The organism is Novosphingobium album (ex Hu et al. 2023), assembly GCF_022832385.1.
Classification (GTDB): Bacteria; Pseudomonadota; Alphaproteobacteria; order Sphingomonadales; family Sphingomonadaceae; genus Novosphingobium; species Novosphingobium album.
In genome coordinates this window covers 15161-31745 of sequence record NZ_JALHLE010000023.1, presented here as the reverse complement: position 1 = coordinate 31745, position 16585 = coordinate 15161, and the positions used below count along the sequence as shown (strand labels likewise).

Here is a 16585-nt window from a genome sequence, read left to right as displayed (position 1 = left end):
GGCGCCTGTTCCCTGCAACTTGGCTTCGTGGTTGCTTTGCGGCATTGTCACATTGATGACAGAAGACCTCACTATCTTTAGTGCTGCGATAGAAGACGCTGAAGCCATCGCGGAAATCTACGCGCACTACGTGCTGGAGAGCACGGCAACGTTCGAGACCGAACCGCCTGATGCTGCCGAAATTCGCCAGCGGATCAGCGACATCGTCGATGCAGGTTATCCGTTTCTGGTCACGCGCGACAGTACCGGACGCGTGCTCGCGTTCGGTTTCGGGCACCGCTACGGGCCGCGCGTGGGCTACCGTTACAGCGTGGAGACGACGATCTACGTGCGGCCGGACTGTGTGGGCCGGGGGGTCGGCGGCCGGTTGCTGACGGTCCTTGTCGAAGCCTGCGAGGCGCGCGGCTACCGCCAGGCCTTCGCCGTGATCGCTGCCTCCGAACCGGCTTCGGTAGTTCTCCACGCTAGGGCCGGATACCGTCCCGTCGGCACGTTGCCGGGCGCCGGGTGGAAGCACGGTCAGTGGATCGACGTTTTCCTGATGCAGCGCCAGCTCGGAGAGGGTAACGAGACCTTGCCGGAGGATGGCGGCACAGGTCCGGCTTAGGAGGGATTCCGGCCTGTTGGGCAACCTGCGCCTTCGTCCGGCGTTGGCGGTTGGGTACACAGGAGGGAATTGCCGTATGATCGCACGCCTGCTTTCGTTGACTGCCGTGACGGTGGCTCTGGCGGTGCCTGTGGCGGCAATGGCGCAGGATGCCGCGGAAGAGAATGTGTTCGACGGAGAGCATCTCACCGTGGGCCTGGGCGGTTACTATGGGCCCAGCTACGATGGTTCGGACGACTATGTCTTTTCCCCCTTTCCGGTCATCCAGGGCAAGATCCATGGCATCAAGATCACTCCGCGCCTTGGCGGTGTTGCGCTCGACCTCATTCCCGATGCTGACAATGCTCGTATCGGGTTCTCGCTGGGTCCGGTGGCAAGCCTCTCGTTCAACCGCAGGACCAATATCAAGGATCCGGTCGTCAGGGCCGCGGGCAAGCTCGACGCAGCGGCCGAAATCGGCGTCAATGGCGGTGTGACAGCCTACAAGCTGCTCAACGATTACGATTCGCTCAGCCTTTCCATGGATGTGAAGTGGGATATCGGCGGCGGCCACAAGGGCATGGCCTGGTCCCCGTCGGTCAGTTACCTAACCCCGGTCAGCAAGGCCGTGCTGGTCGGGGTGTCCGCGCGGGCCCGTCATGCGGGAGGGAAGTACGCTCGCTACTATTATTCAGTGACGCCCGAACAAAGCGCGGCGAGCGGGCTGCCCGAATATGCCGCCGGCAGCGGCTGGGACAGCGCCGGGATCGGCATGCTGGTGGGCTGGGATCTGTCGGGCGACCTGCGCGACGGCGGCTGGGCGCTGTTTGGCATCGCGGATTACACCCGTATGCTGAACGAGGGGAAGCACACCCCGTACACTGCGATCCGGGGCAGTGCCTCGCAATGGACGGCGGGTGGGGGCGTGGCTTACACGTTCTGAAGCGCCGCGCGCACGCGGGCTTGCAGATCCGGCAGGACTTCGTCCTCGAACCACGGGTTCTTTGCCATCCACAAGCGGCTGCGCCACGCGGGGTGGGGCAGGGGCAGCAGGCCCCCGGGCGCCTCGCGCCAGCGGCGCACCGCCTCGGTGAGGTTCGGCGCGAAGCCGCGCGGCAGGTAGCGTTTCTGCGCGTACTGGCCGATCAGCAGGGTCAGGCGCACATCGGGCAGGGTCTCGCGCAGGGGCGAGTGCCAGCGCGGCGCGCATTCGGGGCGGGGCGGCAAATCGCCTCCATTGCCCTTGCCCGGATAGCAGAAGCCGCTGGGCATATGTGCCACGTGATCGGGATCGTAGAAATCCTCGGGCGACAGGCCCGTCCATGCGCGCAGCCGGTCGCCGCTCTCGTCGTCCCAGGCCCGTCCGCTGGCGTGGACCTTGCTGCCGGGCGCCTGCCCGATCACGAGTATGCGTGCCGTCCGGCCTGCCTGCACGACCGGGCGCGGGCCGTGCGGCAGTGCGGCTTCGCACAGGCGGCAGGCGCGGATGTCTCTCAATAGCGTTTCTAGGCTGGCAACCATCATTGCGAGATGGCGGCATGCGGTTGCGTATGCAAGGCGCGCCGGAAGCTGAAACAATGAGGCAAATCGGCGCTTTACGCGGCCCTCTGTCGAGTCCATCCTGCACGGAACGAAAACGGGGGAATGGAGACTGATGCATGCCTGATCTGACGCTGGCACCGGCGTGGACCGCGCTGTTCCTGGGGCTCTTCGCGCTGTTCGCGGGAATCGGGGAATTTCGCAAGCCGGGGCACTGGCAGAAGCTGATCGAGGAGATCGTGGCCTCGCCCGCGCTTCAACTCGCGACTGGCCTGCTGGAACTGTTCCTCGGCGCGGTGATCTACATCGTCAATCCGTGGGCCTCGCCCGACTGGCTTTCGAGCGTGCTCAGCGTTGTCGGTGGGCTGATGTGCATCGAGGCGCTGGCCGTGCTGGCCTTCTCCGATGTCTACATGGCCTTCTGGGTGCGTCGATTCGGCCCGCTTTCGAAGCTGTGGTGCTGCTGCTCGATCGTCATCGGTCTGGTGCTGATCGGCGTGAGCCTGCTGCAGTTCTGAACCTTCAGCGCATTTCCATCAGCGAACTGGAATAGGGCTGGACCAGCGCTTTTGCCCGGTCCCACCCGCCGTGTAGCCACAGGTCGCGCGCGCCGGGATCGGGCGGCAGGATCACCGGCATGGTGTCACGCCCTTCGGCCCGCAGCGCGGCATTGGCCGGACAGGCGAGCAGCGCGAAGCCGGGGATTTCGCTGTCCTTCCACACCGCCGCCATGGCGAAAAGCGGCTGGTCGGCGCAGGAAAACCAGCACTGGCGCCGCTTGCCGTCGGTGGGCGAAACCTTGCCCCATTCCATGAAGGCCGTGGCGGGGATCAGGCATCGGAACTCGCTGTTGCGCAAGTTGCCGATCCAGAACGGGCTTTCGAGATTGCGCACCGTCAGCACCGGCCGCGCGTCGAACACCGAGGGCGGCGGTGGTACGCCCCACAGGCGCGGGATCATGCGCGTTTCCAGCTTGCGCCCGGCAGGACGCGGCCCTGCGATGAACTCTCGCCCTGCGGTGATCACCGGTGCGAACTGGCCCGGCGCCACATGCCCGCCCGCCCAGGGATCGTCACCCACGCGGGCGTTGAATGCGCGGCCCACGGCGAGTGCAGGGGCGTCGAGGCGATAGAGCGTGGGCATGGCGCGCAGGTGCCTAGACGGACCGGCCGCTTGCGTCTATTGTCCCCGCCAACCCCGGGGAGGCAGCACTCCACATCGATCTCTCGAATGTGGAGCGAAAAAGCCTGAGAGGTGTGGGTATGCTCCACACGACCCGTCGAACCTGAACCCGTTAGCACGGGCGGAGGGAGTGGAAAGCCGCACAGCCGGACTACCGCTCTCCATCCGTCCGCTGGAGAGAAGTGCATATGGCCGACATCAATTCCAAGCTGGAAATCGGCGTTACCACCGGGCCCATCCGCGGCTCGAAGAAGATCTACGTTCCGGCGCAGGCCGATCCGTCGGTCCGGGTCGCCATGCGCGAGATTCATCTGGAACCCACCAGCGGCGAGCCGCCGGTGCGCGTCTATGACACTTCCGGCCCCTACACCGATCCCGACGCCTCGATCGACATTGCCGCGGGTCTGCCCGCGCTGCGCCGCGAATGGCAGCTCGCGCGCGGCGACGTCGAGGAATACGCACCGCGCGAAGTGAAGCCGGAAGACAACGGCCAGCTCGGGCCGGACCGTTCGGGCGGCGTGCCCCCGTTCCCGGCCACGCTGCGCAGGCCGCTGCGCGCCAAGGCGGGCAAGAATCTCTCGCAGATGCACTATGCGAAGCAGGGCATCATCACGCCCGAGATGATCTACGTCGCCGAGCGCGAGAACCTCGGCCGCGCGAAGCTGGCCGGGTACACCCGCGACGGGCAGGACTGGGGCGCGAGCATCCCCGATTACGTGACGCCCGAATTCGTCCGCGACGAAGTGGCGCGCGGCCGGGCGATCATCCCCAGCAACGTCAACCACCCCGAAGCCGAGCCGATGGCGATCGGCCGCAACTTCCTCGTCAAGATCAACGCCAACATCGGCAACTCGGCGGTCGCCTCGGACGTCGCATCCGAAGTCGACAAGATGGTCTGGTCGATCCGCTGGGGCGCGGACACCGTGATGGACCTTTCCACCGGCCGCAACATCCATGACACCCGCGAATGGATCCTGCGCAACAGCCCCGTGCCGATCGGCACCGTGCCGATCTATCAGGCGCTCGAAAAGGTCGGCGGCATTGCCGAGGACCTGACCTGGGAAATCTTCCGCGACACCCTGATCGAGCAGGCCGAGCAGGGCGTCGACTACTTCACCATCCACGCGGGCGTGCGCCTGCCCTACATCCCGCTGGCCGCCAAGCGCATGACCGGCATCGTCAGTCGCGGCGGCTCGATCATGGCCAAGTGGTGCCTCGCCCACCACAAGGAATCGTTCCTCTACGAACGCTTCGACGAGATCACCGAGATCATGAAGGCCTATGACGTTGCCTACTCGCTGGGCGACGGCCTGCGCCCCGGTTCGATCTACGACGCCAACGACGAGGCGCAGTTCGCCGAGCTCTACACGCTGGGCGAATTGACCAAGCGCGCCTGGGAGCAGGACGTGCAGGTGATGATCGAGGGCCCCGGCCACGTGCCGATGCACAAGATCAGGGAGAACATGACCAAGCAGCTCGAGGCTTGCGGCGAGGCGCCGTTCTACACCCTCGGGCCGCTCGTCACCGACATCGCGCCGGGTTACGACCACATCACCAGCGGCATCGGCGCCGCCCAGATCGGCTGGTACGGCACGGCGATGCTCTGCTACGTCACGCCCAAGGAACACCTCGGCCTGCCCGACCGCGACGACGTGAAGGTGGGCGTGGTCACCTACAAGCTCGCCGCCCACGCGGCCGACTTGGCCAAGGGCCACCCCGCCGCTCAGGTGCGCGATGACGCGCTGTCGAAGGCCCGCTTCGAGTTCCGCTGGCGTGACCAGTTCAACCTCAGCCTCGATCCGGACACGGCCGAGCAGTACCACGACCAGACACTGCCCGCCGAAGGCGCCAAGTCGGCCCACTTCTGCTCGATGTGCGGCCCCAAGTTCTGCTCGATGAAGATCAGCCAGGAAGTGCGCGATTTCGCCTCGAAGCAGAACCAGCCGGTCGAAACTTTCGTCGCCGCCGAAGAGGCCGAGGCGGGCATGCAGGAGATGAGCAAGGTGTTCAAGGAACACGGCTCAGAGCTCTACATGGGCGCAGGCGACCGCGAGCACGACTGAAACCACCAGCCATGACCAAGACCGTAAAGCCGGGGGCGAAAGCTCCCGGCACCGCCGCTCCGGTGCCCGGCACCGGATTGCTTTCCCTCACGCTGGACAGCTGCCAGCTCTGGGCGGATTCCTGCGCCGTGATCGCGATGCGCACCAGCGCCATTCTCACCCAGCGCCCCGGCAGCGAGCGTGAAGCCGTGCGCATGGTGACCGAGAAATGGCACGCCGCGATCGAACTCGGAACGAAGCTGGCGCTCGCTCCGCACGACCCGGTGAAGACCAGCCTCGATTTCTTCGGCCCGCGCGTCAGCGCCAACCGCAAGCGGCTGGAGCGCATGGGAGGCGGGAAGTAGCCCGCCCGCGCGTTGACGCGCGCGGCCGGTGAAAAGCAAATACCTCGTCATTGCGAGGCCCTCAGGGCCGCGGCAATCCAGAGCGGCGTGGCTCCGCCCTGGATTGTTTCGCTTCGCTCGCAATGACGATTGAAGGTTGGGCAGGTGTGTCTAAGCTCGCACCATGACCCTGACGGACGTCCGGGGAAGCGAGGTGCGCAGATGAACCCTTACCCCCGCAGGGCCGCAAAGGTCCTCGCCGCCGCTTCCCTGACAGCACTCGCAGGCTGCGTCTCCACGCCGCGCGGCGTCAGCGAACCGATCGCCGCCGCACCGCAGCCGCGCTTCGACGCACTGGCCTTCTTCACCGGCCACAGCGAGGGCCGCGCGAAGCTGAAGAAGATCTTCTCCGCCCCCGTCGACGTGCACGTGATCAGCGACGGCTCCGTGGAGGATGGCACGCTCCACCTCGTCCAGACCGTGCAGGAAGGCGCCAAGCCGCCGCGCCAGCGCTCATGGACGATGCGCGAGACCAGCCCCGGCCACTATAGCGGCACTCTCAGCGACGCGGAGGGAGAGGTCACCGGCGAGACCCTCGGCAACCGCCTGCACCTCTCCTTCAAGATGAAGGGCGGCTTCCCCACCCAGCAATGGCTGACCCTCTCCCCCGACGGCCACCGCGCGCACAACGTGATGAAAGTGCGCAAGCTGGGCCTGACCGTTGGCGTGCTGGTGGAGGATATCCGGAAGGATTGAGGGATATGGGGAAGCGGTCGTCTCCCCCTGCGTTCAGGGCGCCGGTTCGATCACCTCGTCCCAGTGATCCTCGATCACCTGCTGGCGCTTGAGTTCCTCGGCCTCGAACGCCGCCTTGTCGGGGAACATGCGGGCCTTGGCCGCCGCCATCGCCGCCTTGTAGGCCGCGCCTGCGCCCACGCCGTCGGCGCCGTGCTTGTAGACGATGGTCGCGCGCACGTCCCAGCGGGTGGAGCCGCCCATGTGGGTGAAGGGCATTTCCACGGTCACTTCGGTGATGAAGCCCTGGCGCATCATCTCGCGCAGCAGCGCCTCGTGCTGCTTGTGATAGACGCGCAGGAATTCGGCCATGCCGCCCCATTTGACGCGGTAGTAGTTCTCGACCTTCAGAGGCCCGTCGGCACCCGGCGCCGCGTCCTGCGCCATGGCTGGCGCTACTGGCGCTGCCACCAAGACGGCTGCCGCCATGGCGGCCTTCATAGTCCATTGCGCAATTCGCATCGGTTCCGGTCCTTCCTTGTCTCTGTCCATGAAGACGAACGAGCGACGGTAAGGCGCCATCCATTACGCAAACAATTGCAATTTTGTTGCGTTGCAGCACGCGCTGCGCAACTGTGATGAACCGCTGCTCCCTCTCCCTCCCGAAACCATTTTCCTACAGACCCGCCGCTGCCGTATTCTCGCGGCCATGCCTCATGCTCCGCTCCGCTGGCCTGCCTACTTGCGCATTCCGCCGTTCGTGCCGGTTCCGCTGCGCCGTCGCCGCGACGGGTGGACGGCGGTGCGGCAGGGGGAGTTCATCGGGTGGCTGGCGCAGACGGGTTCGGTCTCCGAAGCGGCGGCACAGGTGGGAGCTTCGCGCGAGAGCGTCTATCAGTTGCGGCGGCGCGGGGGCGCGGAGCACTTTACGGCCGCGTGGGACTTTGCGGTTGCAGCAGGGCTGGGTGACATTCCGGCCATGCCGAAGTTGACAGGCTGGGCGCTGTCCGAGGCGGCGCACCGGGGGCTTGTCACGGTGCGGATGCGGCGCGGGCGCTATGCCGGGTGCTCGCTAAAGCCCAGCACTTCCGCGCTCTTGCGGGTGCTGGCGCAGTTCGACCGCGCCGTGCCCGATCCTCGCGCGCCGGGGTGGTGGTGAGGCCAGCGGAGGACAAGGTGACACACACTTTTTCGCGTGTCCGTGTCACTCCGAACGTGACAGCCGGCGTGTCAGCCGAACAGGTATTTCATCCTGATCGTGACGGAGCCGCCGGGCGCGATCTGGGTCAGCGACTTGTCGTAGCCGGGCATGCCGCCGGGATTGTTCGAGATGCCGACGCCTTCGGCGGGCATGCCGATGAAGTTGTGCTTCATCTTGCCGTTGCCGTCCTCGTCGTGGACGACCGTCACCGCGTAGCGCCCCTCGGCAGGGAGGGGCAGGGTGACGTGCATCTCGGTGCCGGTGACGGGGAAGGTGCGCTTCAGCGCGGTGCCGCTCTTTTCGCAGCTGGGGAACCGGTCCTTGTCGCGCCACAGGCAGGCCACGATCTGGCCCCTGGTGGAATGCAGGCCGGTGACCGTAAGGTTGAACGTGGCTGGGGGCTGGGCGGAGGCCGGAATGGCGGCAAGAGCGCTCATGGCCAGCAGGGTGGTAGCAAGTGCCTTCACGAAGATCCTCTCGGTTGCAGTCCCGCTATGACGCCGCCGCCGGGGGCAGTCCACAAGGCCCTGTCACGCGGCGGCGTGCCGGTGCAGCAGCACCTCGGCGAACCGCAGATCGCCGTTCCATGCGCGCTCGTGGAAGAAGAACACGACGGCATTGACCAGCGGTTCGATCAGCGCGATTCCTCCTGCCATGGCCGCCGATCCGGTCACGGCAAAGGCGACAGTGAACCCCACCAGCAGGTGCAGCGCGAGGAAGCTGATGGTCTTGGCGAGATCGTGGGTCATCGGATCGTCCTTTCCTCTCGGGGTTTAATGCGAATGAATCGCAATAATAAACTGACGATGCTGCAATCAGTGATCGGCGCGGGCGATTACCGGGCGGGAACCGGCGGGCGTGGAACTACCCGTGATTCGCCGCGTTTTCCCTTGCCATGAGACACCTGCTTGCCGCCTCCGCCCCTGCGCTGATCCTCGTCCTTGCCGCCTGCTCCTCGAAGCCCACGGCGGCAGAAGAGCCTCCTGCCACGCCTGTGGCGTCGGATGGCGGGGCTGCGGACACCGTGACCGGTGATGAAAATGCCAGCGATGCGGCGGCCGGCACGAAGCCGATGGTCATGCCGGTCGGCACGCCGCCGGTGCTGGAGCCTGAGGGGCTGGGGGAGCTCAGGATCGGCAAGGCGGTGCCTGCGGGCAGCGGCTGGCGCGACCTTGCCGCGAAGGACCCGGACGTCTGCCATATATTCGAGTCAGGCGACTTTCCGGGCGTCTACGCCATTGTCGAGAATGGCAAGGTGCGGCGCATCACCGCCGGCGAGGAGGCCGGCGTGACACTGGCCGACGGCATCGGCGTCGGGGCCAGCGAGGCAGCGGTGAAGGCAGCCTATCCGGGCTTCAAGTCCGAGCCCCACGCCTACGACAGCGATCCGGCGAAGTATCTCACTGATCCCGCTGCCGGCGAACGCCACCCCGGCTTGCGTTTCGAGATCGGCCAGGACGGCAAGGTGAGCCTGATCCACGCGGGCACGATGCCGGACCTGACTTATGTCGAGGGCTGCGCCTGACCGGTGGACCAATCTGACGGCGCAAATTGCGCTCTGCGTACAAACCGGTATGCAGCGGGGCAAAGGGCCGCCAGAGGAAAGCATGAACCAGTCCGGAGCCGAACTGATCATCCGCACGCGCCGGGCCGCGTTCAACCGGGCAATAGCCGACGGCGATATCGCGGCGATCGCGCAAGTGCTTGGGCGCGACGTGGTGATGGTGACGGGCAGCGACAGCGCGGTCGTCTCGGGCCGCAATGCCCAGCTCAAGGTGTGGAAGCGCGAATTCGCCAGTCCTGCGCGCGCGATCTACACCCGCACCCCGGTCAGAGTGACGGTGTCGCGGGTGGAGCCGGTGGCGCTCGAGCAGGGACACTGGCAGGGCGTGGAGGCCCGTTCGGGCAAGTCGCTGGCCGCCGGCGATTATGTGGCGAAGTGGCGCGAAGTGCTGGGCGAATGGGTCATCGTGGCGGAAGTCTACGCGACGCTCGGCTAGGCTCGGGGCGGACGAGGTGTCTATGCGCCTCCACGTGTTTTTGCGGCCGGCGCTTAAATTTCGCGGTTAACGGGCGTCCTCAGTTCCATGGGGACGGATGCCTGGCTTTCGTCCCGGTCAAGGGAACTCGCGAAGACAGGTGACGCCATGCTCAGCAAGATGAACTCTTCCGTACCCGTGGCGCAGTGCTGGTATTTGCGCCGCCATGTGCCGGAAGGTCGTCGCCGCCGCGAGGCGGGCGGAGTGGTCCACTGCACTTGCCGCTATTGCCAGCGCCCGATCCGGTCGCGCGATGGCGGCCGGTGGGATCTGGCTGACGGTTTCGACATCGATGCGCTGGCTAGTGCCGGAAGAACCGCACATTTCTGCGTTATCGACACGCTCGATGAGATGGTGATCGCCCGTTACACGCTGCCGCAAGGCGCGGACGAAGAGATGATCGCCGAGCGGCTGGCGGAGATTCGCGAGAAGCACGGGATAGAGGAAGACGAAGACGTATTGGAAGTTCGTCTGGTGCACAGTCAGGGGGCCCTGAAGCTCGTTCACTGAGGGCTGGCTGCAGGCCTGTCGCGGCGCCGGCATGCGGGCGGAGCCCCGCCGCCACTTTCTCGTTGATAGTTAATTCAGGCCGCGTTCGGCAGCGCTCACATCCGCGGCCGCCGCGGCAGCGCGTTGCGCTGCTTCGGCTGCCGCATCGTCAACCGGACCGGTACCGGGGGCGGGTGGCGCGCCGGGGGCTGGTCCGTACCCGGGATCTGCCGTGCCGGATGGCACATCCTGCAGCAGCCCGTCGTCGTGACCTTGCGGGCCGGCCGGGCTGCCAGGCCAATCCTGTCCACCTGTATCGTCGCTCCCATCCCATTCGTCGCGGCCGAACGGCCAGGCGGGAACGTCGAGGGTGGACAGGCCGTCATCAAGCCACGATCGCGCCGGTGGCGGTTCATGGATCCTCTCGGATGAGGCACCGGGCAGCGAGATTTTCGGATAGGAGTGGATGCCATGCGTGGTGGCGCCGGCAACCAGAATACCCGCGCTCACGCTGCCTGCAATAAAAAGCAGAACCAGTTTGCCGGAACCCATCAGTCCTCCGTCACATACTCCTTCGCTTCCCGCCGCCCCGGCTTGGCGTCTTGAGTCTGACGGCGGGCTGAACGCCTTGCCTGCATACACGAAAGGGGCGTCATCCGTGACGGATGACGCCCCTTGTATGCTGCGCCTTAAGGCCGGGCGATGGGAGAGAGGAGAGAGCCCCGGCCGAGGACGCGGCGTATCAGTCGTTCGCCAGCGCGTTCGAAGCTTCAGCGGTGGTGAAGCTGACGGGGCGATTGTTGTACGTACCGGTCACGCGCTCGCCCTTGACGAAGAGGCGAAACGGAACGCCGGCAGTGGTGTGGCCATTGATCACCGTCACACTGCCCTTCTGGGCTGTGGTGTAGGTGTAGTCCACGCCTTCGTGCGAGAACTCGCGGGCTTCGCTGGCCTGGGCGACCGCAGGAACAGCGAGGAGCGAAACAGTGGTGGCCGCGATGATGGTCTTGAACATGGCAATATCCCTTTGTTTGGATGCAGGAAGATTGCCTCGGGCATCTCTTCTTGTTGTTGCAATGCAGCATTTAGGCATGTTGCGGTGCAGTGCAATTTCAAAACTTCGATCAATGGTTGCATTTTCTGCAACATAAGGGATTTGTCGTTTGTGCATTGCTGCTTGGTTGTCAGATCGATTTCCGAATTGGGTTCATTTTTTTGCTGAGGCCGGAGAGGGGCTAATGCCTCTTGGACAATTCCGTAGGGGCGGCGAGGTGACCTTGCCGCTTGTCCGGCGCGAAGGTACTTGGGGCGCATGACCAGACGGCTTTGTCCCTTCACTCTGATGTTGACGATGTCTTTGAGCGCATGTGGCGGCGGTGGGGGCGTTCCTGGTGATAGCGAGGATCGCGCACCGTTTCATGCGCTTGCGACGGACGAGGCCGTGAAGGTAACCGGCACTGAGCCATTCTGGGGCGGCGAAATATCCGGGGGGCATTTCACCTATACGACACCTGAAAATCCGGGCGGTTTTGATGTACCGGTATCAAGGTTTGCAGGGCGTGGCGGATTGTCTTTTTCGGGGGAGGCCGAAGGCAAGGCACTGACTTTGGCTATCACACCGGGCGAGTGCTCGGACGGCATGTCTGACCGCAAGTATCCATTTGTGGTCACGCTTCGGCTGGGGGACGAATTGCGTCAGGGGTGCGGCTGGACCGCCCGGCAGGCTCCGGTCGGGGGAGAGTGAGCCGCGGGACGGTCCCGCTGGTATCAGAGCTGGTCCCTTGGCCTATGCGTGCACCGGGGTGCGCTCGAGCGGTTGCCAGGCCATTGATCGAGCGGCCAGGGTACCCGCAGTTCAGCGCTTCTTGACGAACTCGGCGCGCAGGACGAGGCCCTTGATGCCGGGATACTTGCAGTCGATTTCCTGCGGATCGCCGGTCAGGCGGATCGACTTTATCAATGTGCCCTGCTTGAGCGTCTGTCCGGCACCCTTGACTTCCAGGTCCTTGATTAGCGTCACCTGATCACCGTCGGCCAGTACATTGCCGACCGCGTCGTGCACGACCACCGCGTCAGCCGCGGCACGCTTTGCCGCGAGGTCGGAGGCGGGCATCCATTCACCGCTTTCCTCGTCGTACACATAATCTTCGTCGCTGCTTGTCATGGCGTGTTCCTTTGCTGAAGACGCGCCATGGCAGGCAGATCATGCTCTGGCCACGATTTTTCGCCATTTTGGCACGCAGGCCGTGGCGATAGTTCGCGTTTGGTGCCTCCAGATCGCCCGACAGCTATTCTGTGCGAAGGTTGAAATGGAGTAATACTGGCCGGTACGCTAATCGTATTGCACTGCGAAAATGGCGGTTTCCTAAGCTAATTGAGTATTGTTTGCTTCCGCTTTGGCATCAGTAATGTTACAAACCCTTCATACAAAGGCGGGCTGCAAAGTACGGCACCGCCAGGGAAGAGGATGGTGTCATGAAGCAATTCCTGACAGCATTGCAGGCAGGTCTCGTCCTGTTTGCGATGGCGTTGTCCGGTACGGGTTGGGCCAGCGATGCCAGGGTTGAGCCTGGTGTTATGACTGGTGCCTATTACATGCGTGACACTTTGGTTCCCCGAGCGGACGATCTCGCCCTTATCCAGCGCAAGCCGGCTCTTTACCTTGCCAGTTTCAACGACGGCATGGCGACGGTAGCCTATTCGCTGGAGGATGGGCGGATCGTCTATCGGGTGGTGAAGGGTGAGATCGGCGCGACGGCGCGGGCTGAAATCGACAAGGCATTGAGCAGGCTGCAGCGCAAGCTGGCCTAACTGTGTGAAGTTCGAATGGGGCCTCTCGGGTCGCTTGAAGGCTGAGGGATGGGGAGAAGCGCAAGGCGCGGCAGGAAAACTGCCGCGCCTTGTCGTTTATGGTTTGTTTCCCGTGGACCGTTCGATGTCGATAAAACGTCCTCTGGACAGTGCTGCTCCAGCACAGGCATAGTTCTCGCGCCAGGGTACAGGGGGCCATTCATGGATTATGTGAAGGTTGCGAGCGCGGCGCAGGTTTCTGAAGGCAGGGTGATTCCGGTGGAGGCCGGCGGTGAAAAGCTGCTGCTGACCAAGGTGGGTGGCACCTATTATGCAGCACAGCGCAAGTGTCCGCATCTGGGCTTCAACTTGTGCAAGGGAAAACTTGATGGCGAGGCGATCGTTTGCCCGCTGCACAAGGCCAAGTTCGATCTCAGGACCGGCCGCATCGAGCGCGATCCCAAGCTGCTGTTCATCGGTATGAAGGCCAAGTCTGATCTGAGCATTTACCCCGTCAGGGAAATGGGCGACGACATCTATGTCGGGATCTAGGCCGTAATCTTACGGACGGTGCTCGCGGGATGCATCGATGGCGATCTGCCTCTTCAATTTCACCAATGTCTCATCAAGGTTGGAGAGGAAGCGGGAGCGATCGGTGTTTGTGAATGGGGGCGGCCCACCGAAAGTGTCGGTGCCCGCGCGCAAGTCGACCATGATAGCGCGCGTGGCGATGGCATTGCCTATCGAAGCACTGGTGAAGGGTTTGCCGGTCGGCGCGATGACTGCTGCTCCGAGTTTCAGGCAACGGTCGGCCAGCAGAATGTCTGCCGTTATCACGACCGTGCCTTGGCCTGCCTGTTCGACGATCCAGTCATCCGCCGCGTCGAAGGCTGCGCTGACAAGTTTGCGGGATACGAGAGGATCGCGAGGTACACGGATCGGGCTGTTGCTTACGACCACCACAGGGACTTTGTAGCGGGCGGCGACTTTGTAGGTTTCGTCCTTCACGGGGCAGGCGTCGGCGTCGATCAGAATCTGGATCATAGTTCTGCATAGGGGATTTGCGCAAAAATCGCGAACTGGCCGTTTTATCGCTGACCAGTGTGCGCAAGGTATATGCCGCGCTCGCTAGCGGTAGCTGCGCCCCATCTTGATCGCCTGCCGCGCCTCCGAGAAAATCGAGCCTGCGGTTACCCGGGTTCCCCGCAGAACGAGGACGACAGTATCGCCCGCCTCGATCTTCACTTCTTCTGAGGGGTGTACGTAGCTCTGGCCGTTGGGACGGTCTATCTGCACGAGGAAGAACGCGCCCGCACCCCGCCGCTCGGCATCGCCCACGGTCGCGCCCGCCAGTGCGGATTTCTCGGGCACAGTGACAGCCTCGATCTCCAGCCCGAACTCGTGCAGGCCGCGCTTGAGATCGCGCACTTGCGGTGCTTCGCCGAGGAACTTGGCGGTCGTGGGATAGAGGATCATTTCGGCAATGCGTTCAGCGCCGATGTGGGTGGGCAGCACAACCTTGTCCGCGCCGGCGTGAATCAGCTTGCCTTCCGTTGTCGGGTACTCGCCGCGGGCGATGATCTCCAGCCGGGGATTAAGATTGCGGGCGGACAGCGTGATGAAAACATTGAGTGCATCATCCGGCAGCACTGTGGCGAGAACCCGTGCGCGCTCGATGCCGACGGCGCGCAACGTCGCCTCGTCGGTGGCATCGCCTTTATGCGTGAGGTGCCCGCAGCTTTCGGCTTCCGTGAGCTTCACCGGGTTGCGGTCGAGAATGATATACGGGGTGCGCGCCCGCTGCAGCTCTATCGCGAGCTGCTTGCCGATCCGGCCGTAGCCGCAGATGATGGCGTGATTGGTCAGGCGGTCGATCTGGCTTTGCATACGGTCGATCCCGAGAATGTTCTTGATCTGGAAATGCGCGAAAACCTGGACGAGCGCACCCGTGAAGAAGATCATGCCGGTGCATCCCAGCACGATTGTCGCCATTGTCAGTGCGCGCAACCAGGTCGTGTCGAGGGGGTGGACTTCGCCGTAACCGACCGAAAAGATCGTCAGCGTGACCATGTAGGCAGCATCGCCCAGTGACCAGCCTTCGGCGACGAAACCTGTTGTGGCGAGGACAAAGACAGCAATGACGAATCCCGCGGCCCTTGCCAGGTTCAGGACCGGCGAGCCCAATACGCGGCCCGCCGCTTCCTCAATCCTGTCGTGTTCACCCGGCATCGGTTGCGATTTCCCCCTGAATTCCGCGTGCATGACCCTGCGCGCGGGCGTTGCCGTTGTCCAGCGGCTGGATCAATTCCCGGGATGCCAATCGGGTACGGCCAGTTCAAATCCTGCAAATTCGAAGCCGGGAGAAACCACGCAGCTGACAAGTGTCCAGCCGCCTTGCGGTGCTGCGGCCTGCCAATGTCCTTCCGGCACGAGCACTTGCGGTGCCTCCCCTGCCAGAACGTCTCCGCCCAATGTGTGGTGGCGGACCGGTTCGGTATCGTCGGCCGCTATCGACAGCGTGACAGGGGCGCCTGCGTGCCACAGCCAGATTTCAGCCGCATCAATCCTGTGCCAGTGCGAGCGCTGGTGTGCTTCGAGCAGAAAATGAATTGCCGTCGCGCCGGGGCGCACGCCGGGCGCCGTCTCCGCGCGCCAGGTTTCAACGTACCATCCCCCTTCCGGATGTGGCGCGAGACCAAGCTTTTCGATGATCGCGGCGGCGTTGGCGCTGTCTGTCTGCACGGTGATGTCCTTGATGGGTGATTGCCGGTATCGGGTGCGACGGTGTGCTGTATACGGAAGTTTCTAAGGGAGAAGATTCGCGCATGCCACATCCGCTCGGCATAGAGCTGCTTACAGTGCTTGGTATGGGACCGGTCGAGCATGTGACGCTAGCGGCCGACCTGGGCTGCCGCGCAGTGTCGATGGGGCTTAGCCAGCTGCCCTTCAATCCGCATGGCTACCCGGCGTGGTCGCTGCGCGAGGACGCAGGGCTGCGGCGCGAATTGACCGCGGTGATGCGTGAGCGCGGGATCGTGATCTCGATCGCGGAGGGTCTGGGCGTCTCCGCCGAAATCGACGCGTCCGAACGCGCTTCAGATATGGATCTGTTCGCCGAACTCGGCGCGCTGCGGGTCAATTCGGTCGACATGGGAGTGGAACGCGAACGCGCGTTGGACCAGTTGGCTAGGCTGTCCGAAATGGCCCGCGAACGCGGCATGGAATTCTCGATCGAATTTTGCCCGGTCTTCACGTTTCGCAATCTCGGCGAAGCTCTGGAGGCCGTGCGCTACATCGGCGAGGGCGATGCGACAGTGTTGATCGATTCGATGCACTTCTTCCGGTCTGGAGGAACCGTGCGGCAGATCGCCGAACTCGACCCTGCGCTGATCGGCCACGTCCAGCTTTGCGATGCGCCGCGCAAGGGCCGCGGGGATTACATGCAGGAGGCTATGCGCGCGCGGATGATTCCGGGCGAGGGCGAATTGCCGCTGCGCGAATTCGTGGATGCCTTGCCGCGCGGACAGACGCTGGGACTGGAAGTGCCGTTGTTCGCGGAAGCCGAAGAAGGGCGCCCGGCGCGGGACTACGTCTCCGAAATCGTCACGAAGACGCGTGAGCTGCTCGCTTAGGTCCCG

At 64.1% G+C, this 16585-nt stretch carries 25 protein-coding genes and 1 riboswitch; of the genes, 14 read left to right on the top strand and 11 right to left on the bottom strand.

The window, feature by feature from the left end:
* Positions 1-55: 55 nt before the first annotated feature.
* Positions 56-607, top strand: coding sequence for a GNAT family N-acetyltransferase (locus tag MTR64_RS14410; RefSeq protein WP_243994830.1), 552 nt, complete (start codon positions 56-58; stop codon positions 605-607).
* A 76-nt stretch (positions 608-683) separates the two neighbouring features.
* On the top strand, positions 684-1529 hold the full coding sequence (locus MTR64_RS14405) for a MipA/OmpV family protein (RefSeq protein WP_243994828.1): 846 nt from the start codon (positions 684-686) through the stop codon (positions 1527-1529).
* Here MTR64_RS14405 and MTR64_RS14400 read toward each other — a convergent pair.
* Positions 1517-2107, bottom strand: a complete 591-nt coding sequence (locus tag MTR64_RS14400; RefSeq protein ID WP_243994930.1) for a uracil-DNA glycosylase family protein — start codon at positions 2105-2107, stop codon at positions 1517-1519. The two genes, MTR64_RS14405 and MTR64_RS14400, sit on opposite strands and share 13 nt — an antisense overlap.
* 137 nt (positions 2108-2244) lie before the next feature.
* Here MTR64_RS14400 and MTR64_RS14395 point away from each other — a divergent pair, with 137 nt between their 5' ends.
* Positions 2245-2643: a hypothetical protein gene (locus MTR64_RS14395; protein ID WP_243994826.1), complete on the top strand. Its 399-nt coding sequence runs from the start codon at positions 2245-2247 to the stop codon at positions 2641-2643.
* A 4-nt stretch (positions 2644-2647) separates the two neighbouring features.
* Here MTR64_RS14395 and MTR64_RS14390 read toward each other — a convergent pair whose 3' ends face one another.
* Positions 2648-3268, bottom strand: coding sequence for an SOS response-associated peptidase family protein (locus MTR64_RS14390; protein WP_243994824.1), 621 nt, complete (start codon positions 3266-3268; stop codon positions 2648-2650).
* 45 nt (positions 3269-3313) lie between these two features.
* Positions 3314-3455: riboswitch (TPP riboswitch) on the top strand.
* A gap of 40 nt (positions 3456-3495) precedes the next feature.
* On the opposite strand from MTR64_RS14390, the gene thiC reads away from it, so the two are divergent.
* From thiC to MTR64_RS14375, 3 genes are all read left to right on the top strand, one after another.
* Positions 3496-5370: a phosphomethylpyrimidine synthase ThiC gene (thiC, locus tag MTR64_RS14385; protein ID WP_243994823.1), complete on the top strand. Its 1875-nt coding sequence runs from the start codon at positions 3496-3498 to the stop codon at positions 5368-5370.
* Positions 5371-5381: 11 nt separating this feature from the next.
* Positions 5382-5714 (top strand): hypothetical protein, encoded by a 333-nt coding sequence (locus MTR64_RS14380; RefSeq protein WP_243994822.1) that lies wholly within the window; start codon positions 5382-5384, stop codon positions 5712-5714.
* Positions 5715-5915: 201 nt separating this feature from the next.
* A complete protein-coding gene (locus tag MTR64_RS14375; RefSeq protein ID WP_243994821.1) occupies positions 5916-6449 on the top strand; it encodes a DUF3833 family protein in 534 nt (177 codons plus the stop codon).
* A 33-nt stretch (positions 6450-6482) separates the two neighbouring features.
* On the opposite strand, the gene MTR64_RS14370 is transcribed toward MTR64_RS14375, so the two are convergent.
* Positions 6483-7010, bottom strand: coding sequence for a hypothetical protein (locus MTR64_RS14370; RefSeq protein WP_243994820.1), 528 nt, complete (start codon positions 7008-7010; stop codon positions 6483-6485).
* 127 nt (positions 7011-7137) lie between these two features.
* Between MTR64_RS14370 and MTR64_RS14365 the strand changes: the two genes are divergently transcribed.
* Positions 7138-7587 (top strand): hypothetical protein, encoded by a 450-nt coding sequence (locus MTR64_RS14365; protein ID WP_243994819.1) that lies wholly within the window; start codon positions 7138-7140, stop codon positions 7585-7587.
* A 71-nt stretch (positions 7588-7658) separates the two neighbouring features.
* Here the strand turns inward: MTR64_RS14365 and MTR64_RS14360 are convergent, their stop codons facing one another.
* Together MTR64_RS14360 and MTR64_RS14355 are read right to left on the bottom strand one after the other, a co-directional pair.
* Complete coding sequence (locus tag MTR64_RS14360; RefSeq protein WP_243994818.1) at positions 7659-8096, bottom strand: DUF2141 domain-containing protein; 438 nt, start codon at positions 8094-8096, stop codon at positions 7659-7661.
* 63 nt (positions 8097-8159) lie between these two features.
* Positions 8160-8378 (bottom strand): DUF2061 domain-containing protein, encoded by a 219-nt coding sequence (locus MTR64_RS14355; RefSeq protein ID WP_243994817.1) that lies wholly within the window; start codon positions 8376-8378, stop codon positions 8160-8162.
* A 146-nt stretch (positions 8379-8524) separates the two neighbouring features.
* Between MTR64_RS14355 and MTR64_RS14350 the strand changes: the two genes are divergently transcribed.
* From MTR64_RS14350 to MTR64_RS14340, 3 genes are all read left to right on the top strand, one after another.
* Positions 8525-9154: a hypothetical protein gene (locus MTR64_RS14350; protein ID WP_243994815.1), complete on the top strand. Its 630-nt coding sequence runs from the start codon at positions 8525-8527 to the stop codon at positions 9152-9154.
* An 82-nt stretch (positions 9155-9236) separates the two neighbouring features.
* Positions 9237-9629, top strand: coding sequence for a DUF4440 domain-containing protein (locus MTR64_RS14345; protein ID WP_243994812.1), 393 nt, complete (start codon positions 9237-9239; stop codon positions 9627-9629).
* 147 nt (positions 9630-9776) lie between these two features.
* Positions 9777-10178, top strand: a complete 402-nt coding sequence (locus tag MTR64_RS14340; protein WP_243994810.1) for a hypothetical protein — start codon at positions 9777-9779, stop codon at positions 10176-10178.
* Positions 10179-10247: 69 nt separating this feature from the next.
* Here the strand turns inward: MTR64_RS14340 and MTR64_RS14335 are convergent, their stop codons facing one another.
* Positions 10248-10709 (bottom strand): hypothetical protein, encoded by a 462-nt coding sequence (locus tag MTR64_RS14335; RefSeq protein WP_243994808.1) that lies wholly within the window; start codon positions 10707-10709, stop codon positions 10248-10250.
* A 190-nt stretch (positions 10710-10899) separates the two neighbouring features.
* Complete coding sequence (locus MTR64_RS14330; RefSeq protein WP_243994806.1) at positions 10900-11172, bottom strand: hypothetical protein; 273 nt, start codon at positions 11170-11172, stop codon at positions 10900-10902.
* 297 nt (positions 11173-11469) lie between these two features.
* On the opposite strand from MTR64_RS14330, the gene MTR64_RS14325 reads away from it, so the two are divergent.
* Positions 11470-11901, top strand: coding sequence for a COG3650 family protein (locus MTR64_RS14325; protein WP_243994804.1), 432 nt, complete (start codon positions 11470-11472; stop codon positions 11899-11901).
* Between the two features lie 111 nt (positions 11902-12012).
* On the opposite strand, the gene MTR64_RS14320 is transcribed toward MTR64_RS14325, so the two are convergent.
* Positions 12013-12321: an alkylphosphonate utilization protein gene (locus tag MTR64_RS14320; protein ID WP_243994802.1), complete on the bottom strand. Its 309-nt coding sequence runs from the start codon at positions 12319-12321 to the stop codon at positions 12013-12015.
* 311 nt (positions 12322-12632) lie between these two features.
* Between MTR64_RS14320 and MTR64_RS14315 the strand changes: the two genes are divergently transcribed.
* Together MTR64_RS14315 and MTR64_RS14310 are read left to right on the top strand one after the other, a co-directional pair.
* Complete coding sequence (locus MTR64_RS14315; RefSeq protein WP_243994800.1) at positions 12633-12968, top strand: hypothetical protein; 336 nt, start codon at positions 12633-12635, stop codon at positions 12966-12968.
* Between the two features lie 201 nt (positions 12969-13169).
* Positions 13170-13499, top strand: coding sequence for a Rieske (2Fe-2S) protein (locus tag MTR64_RS14310; protein WP_243994798.1), 330 nt, complete (start codon positions 13170-13172; stop codon positions 13497-13499).
* Between the two features lie 9 nt (positions 13500-13508).
* Here MTR64_RS14310 and MTR64_RS14305 read toward each other — a convergent pair whose 3' ends face one another.
* The 3 genes from MTR64_RS14305 to MTR64_RS14295 all read right to left on the bottom strand — a co-directional run bounded on the left by MTR64_RS14305 (position 13509) and on the right by MTR64_RS14295 (position 15689).
* Positions 13509-13991, bottom strand: a complete 483-nt coding sequence (locus MTR64_RS14305; RefSeq protein ID WP_243994795.1) for a YaiI/YqxD family protein — start codon at positions 13989-13991, stop codon at positions 13509-13511.
* A gap of 84 nt (positions 13992-14075) precedes the next feature.
* Positions 14076-15176, bottom strand: coding sequence for a potassium channel family protein (locus tag MTR64_RS14300; protein WP_243994793.1), 1101 nt, complete (start codon positions 15174-15176; stop codon positions 14076-14078).
* Between the two features lie 72 nt (positions 15177-15248).
* Positions 15249-15689 carry a cupin domain-containing protein gene (locus MTR64_RS14295; RefSeq protein ID WP_243994791.1) on the bottom strand — a complete coding sequence of 147 codons (441 nt, stop codon included), beginning with the start codon at positions 15687-15689 and terminating at the stop codon, positions 15249-15251.
* An 83-nt stretch (positions 15690-15772) separates the two neighbouring features.
* On the opposite strand from MTR64_RS14295, the gene MTR64_RS14290 reads away from it, so the two are divergent.
* Positions 15773-16579: a sugar phosphate isomerase/epimerase family protein gene (locus MTR64_RS14290; protein ID WP_243994789.1), complete on the top strand. Its 807-nt coding sequence runs from the start codon at positions 15773-15775 to the stop codon at positions 16577-16579.
* The last annotated feature ends 6 nt before the right edge of the window (positions 16580-16585 follow it).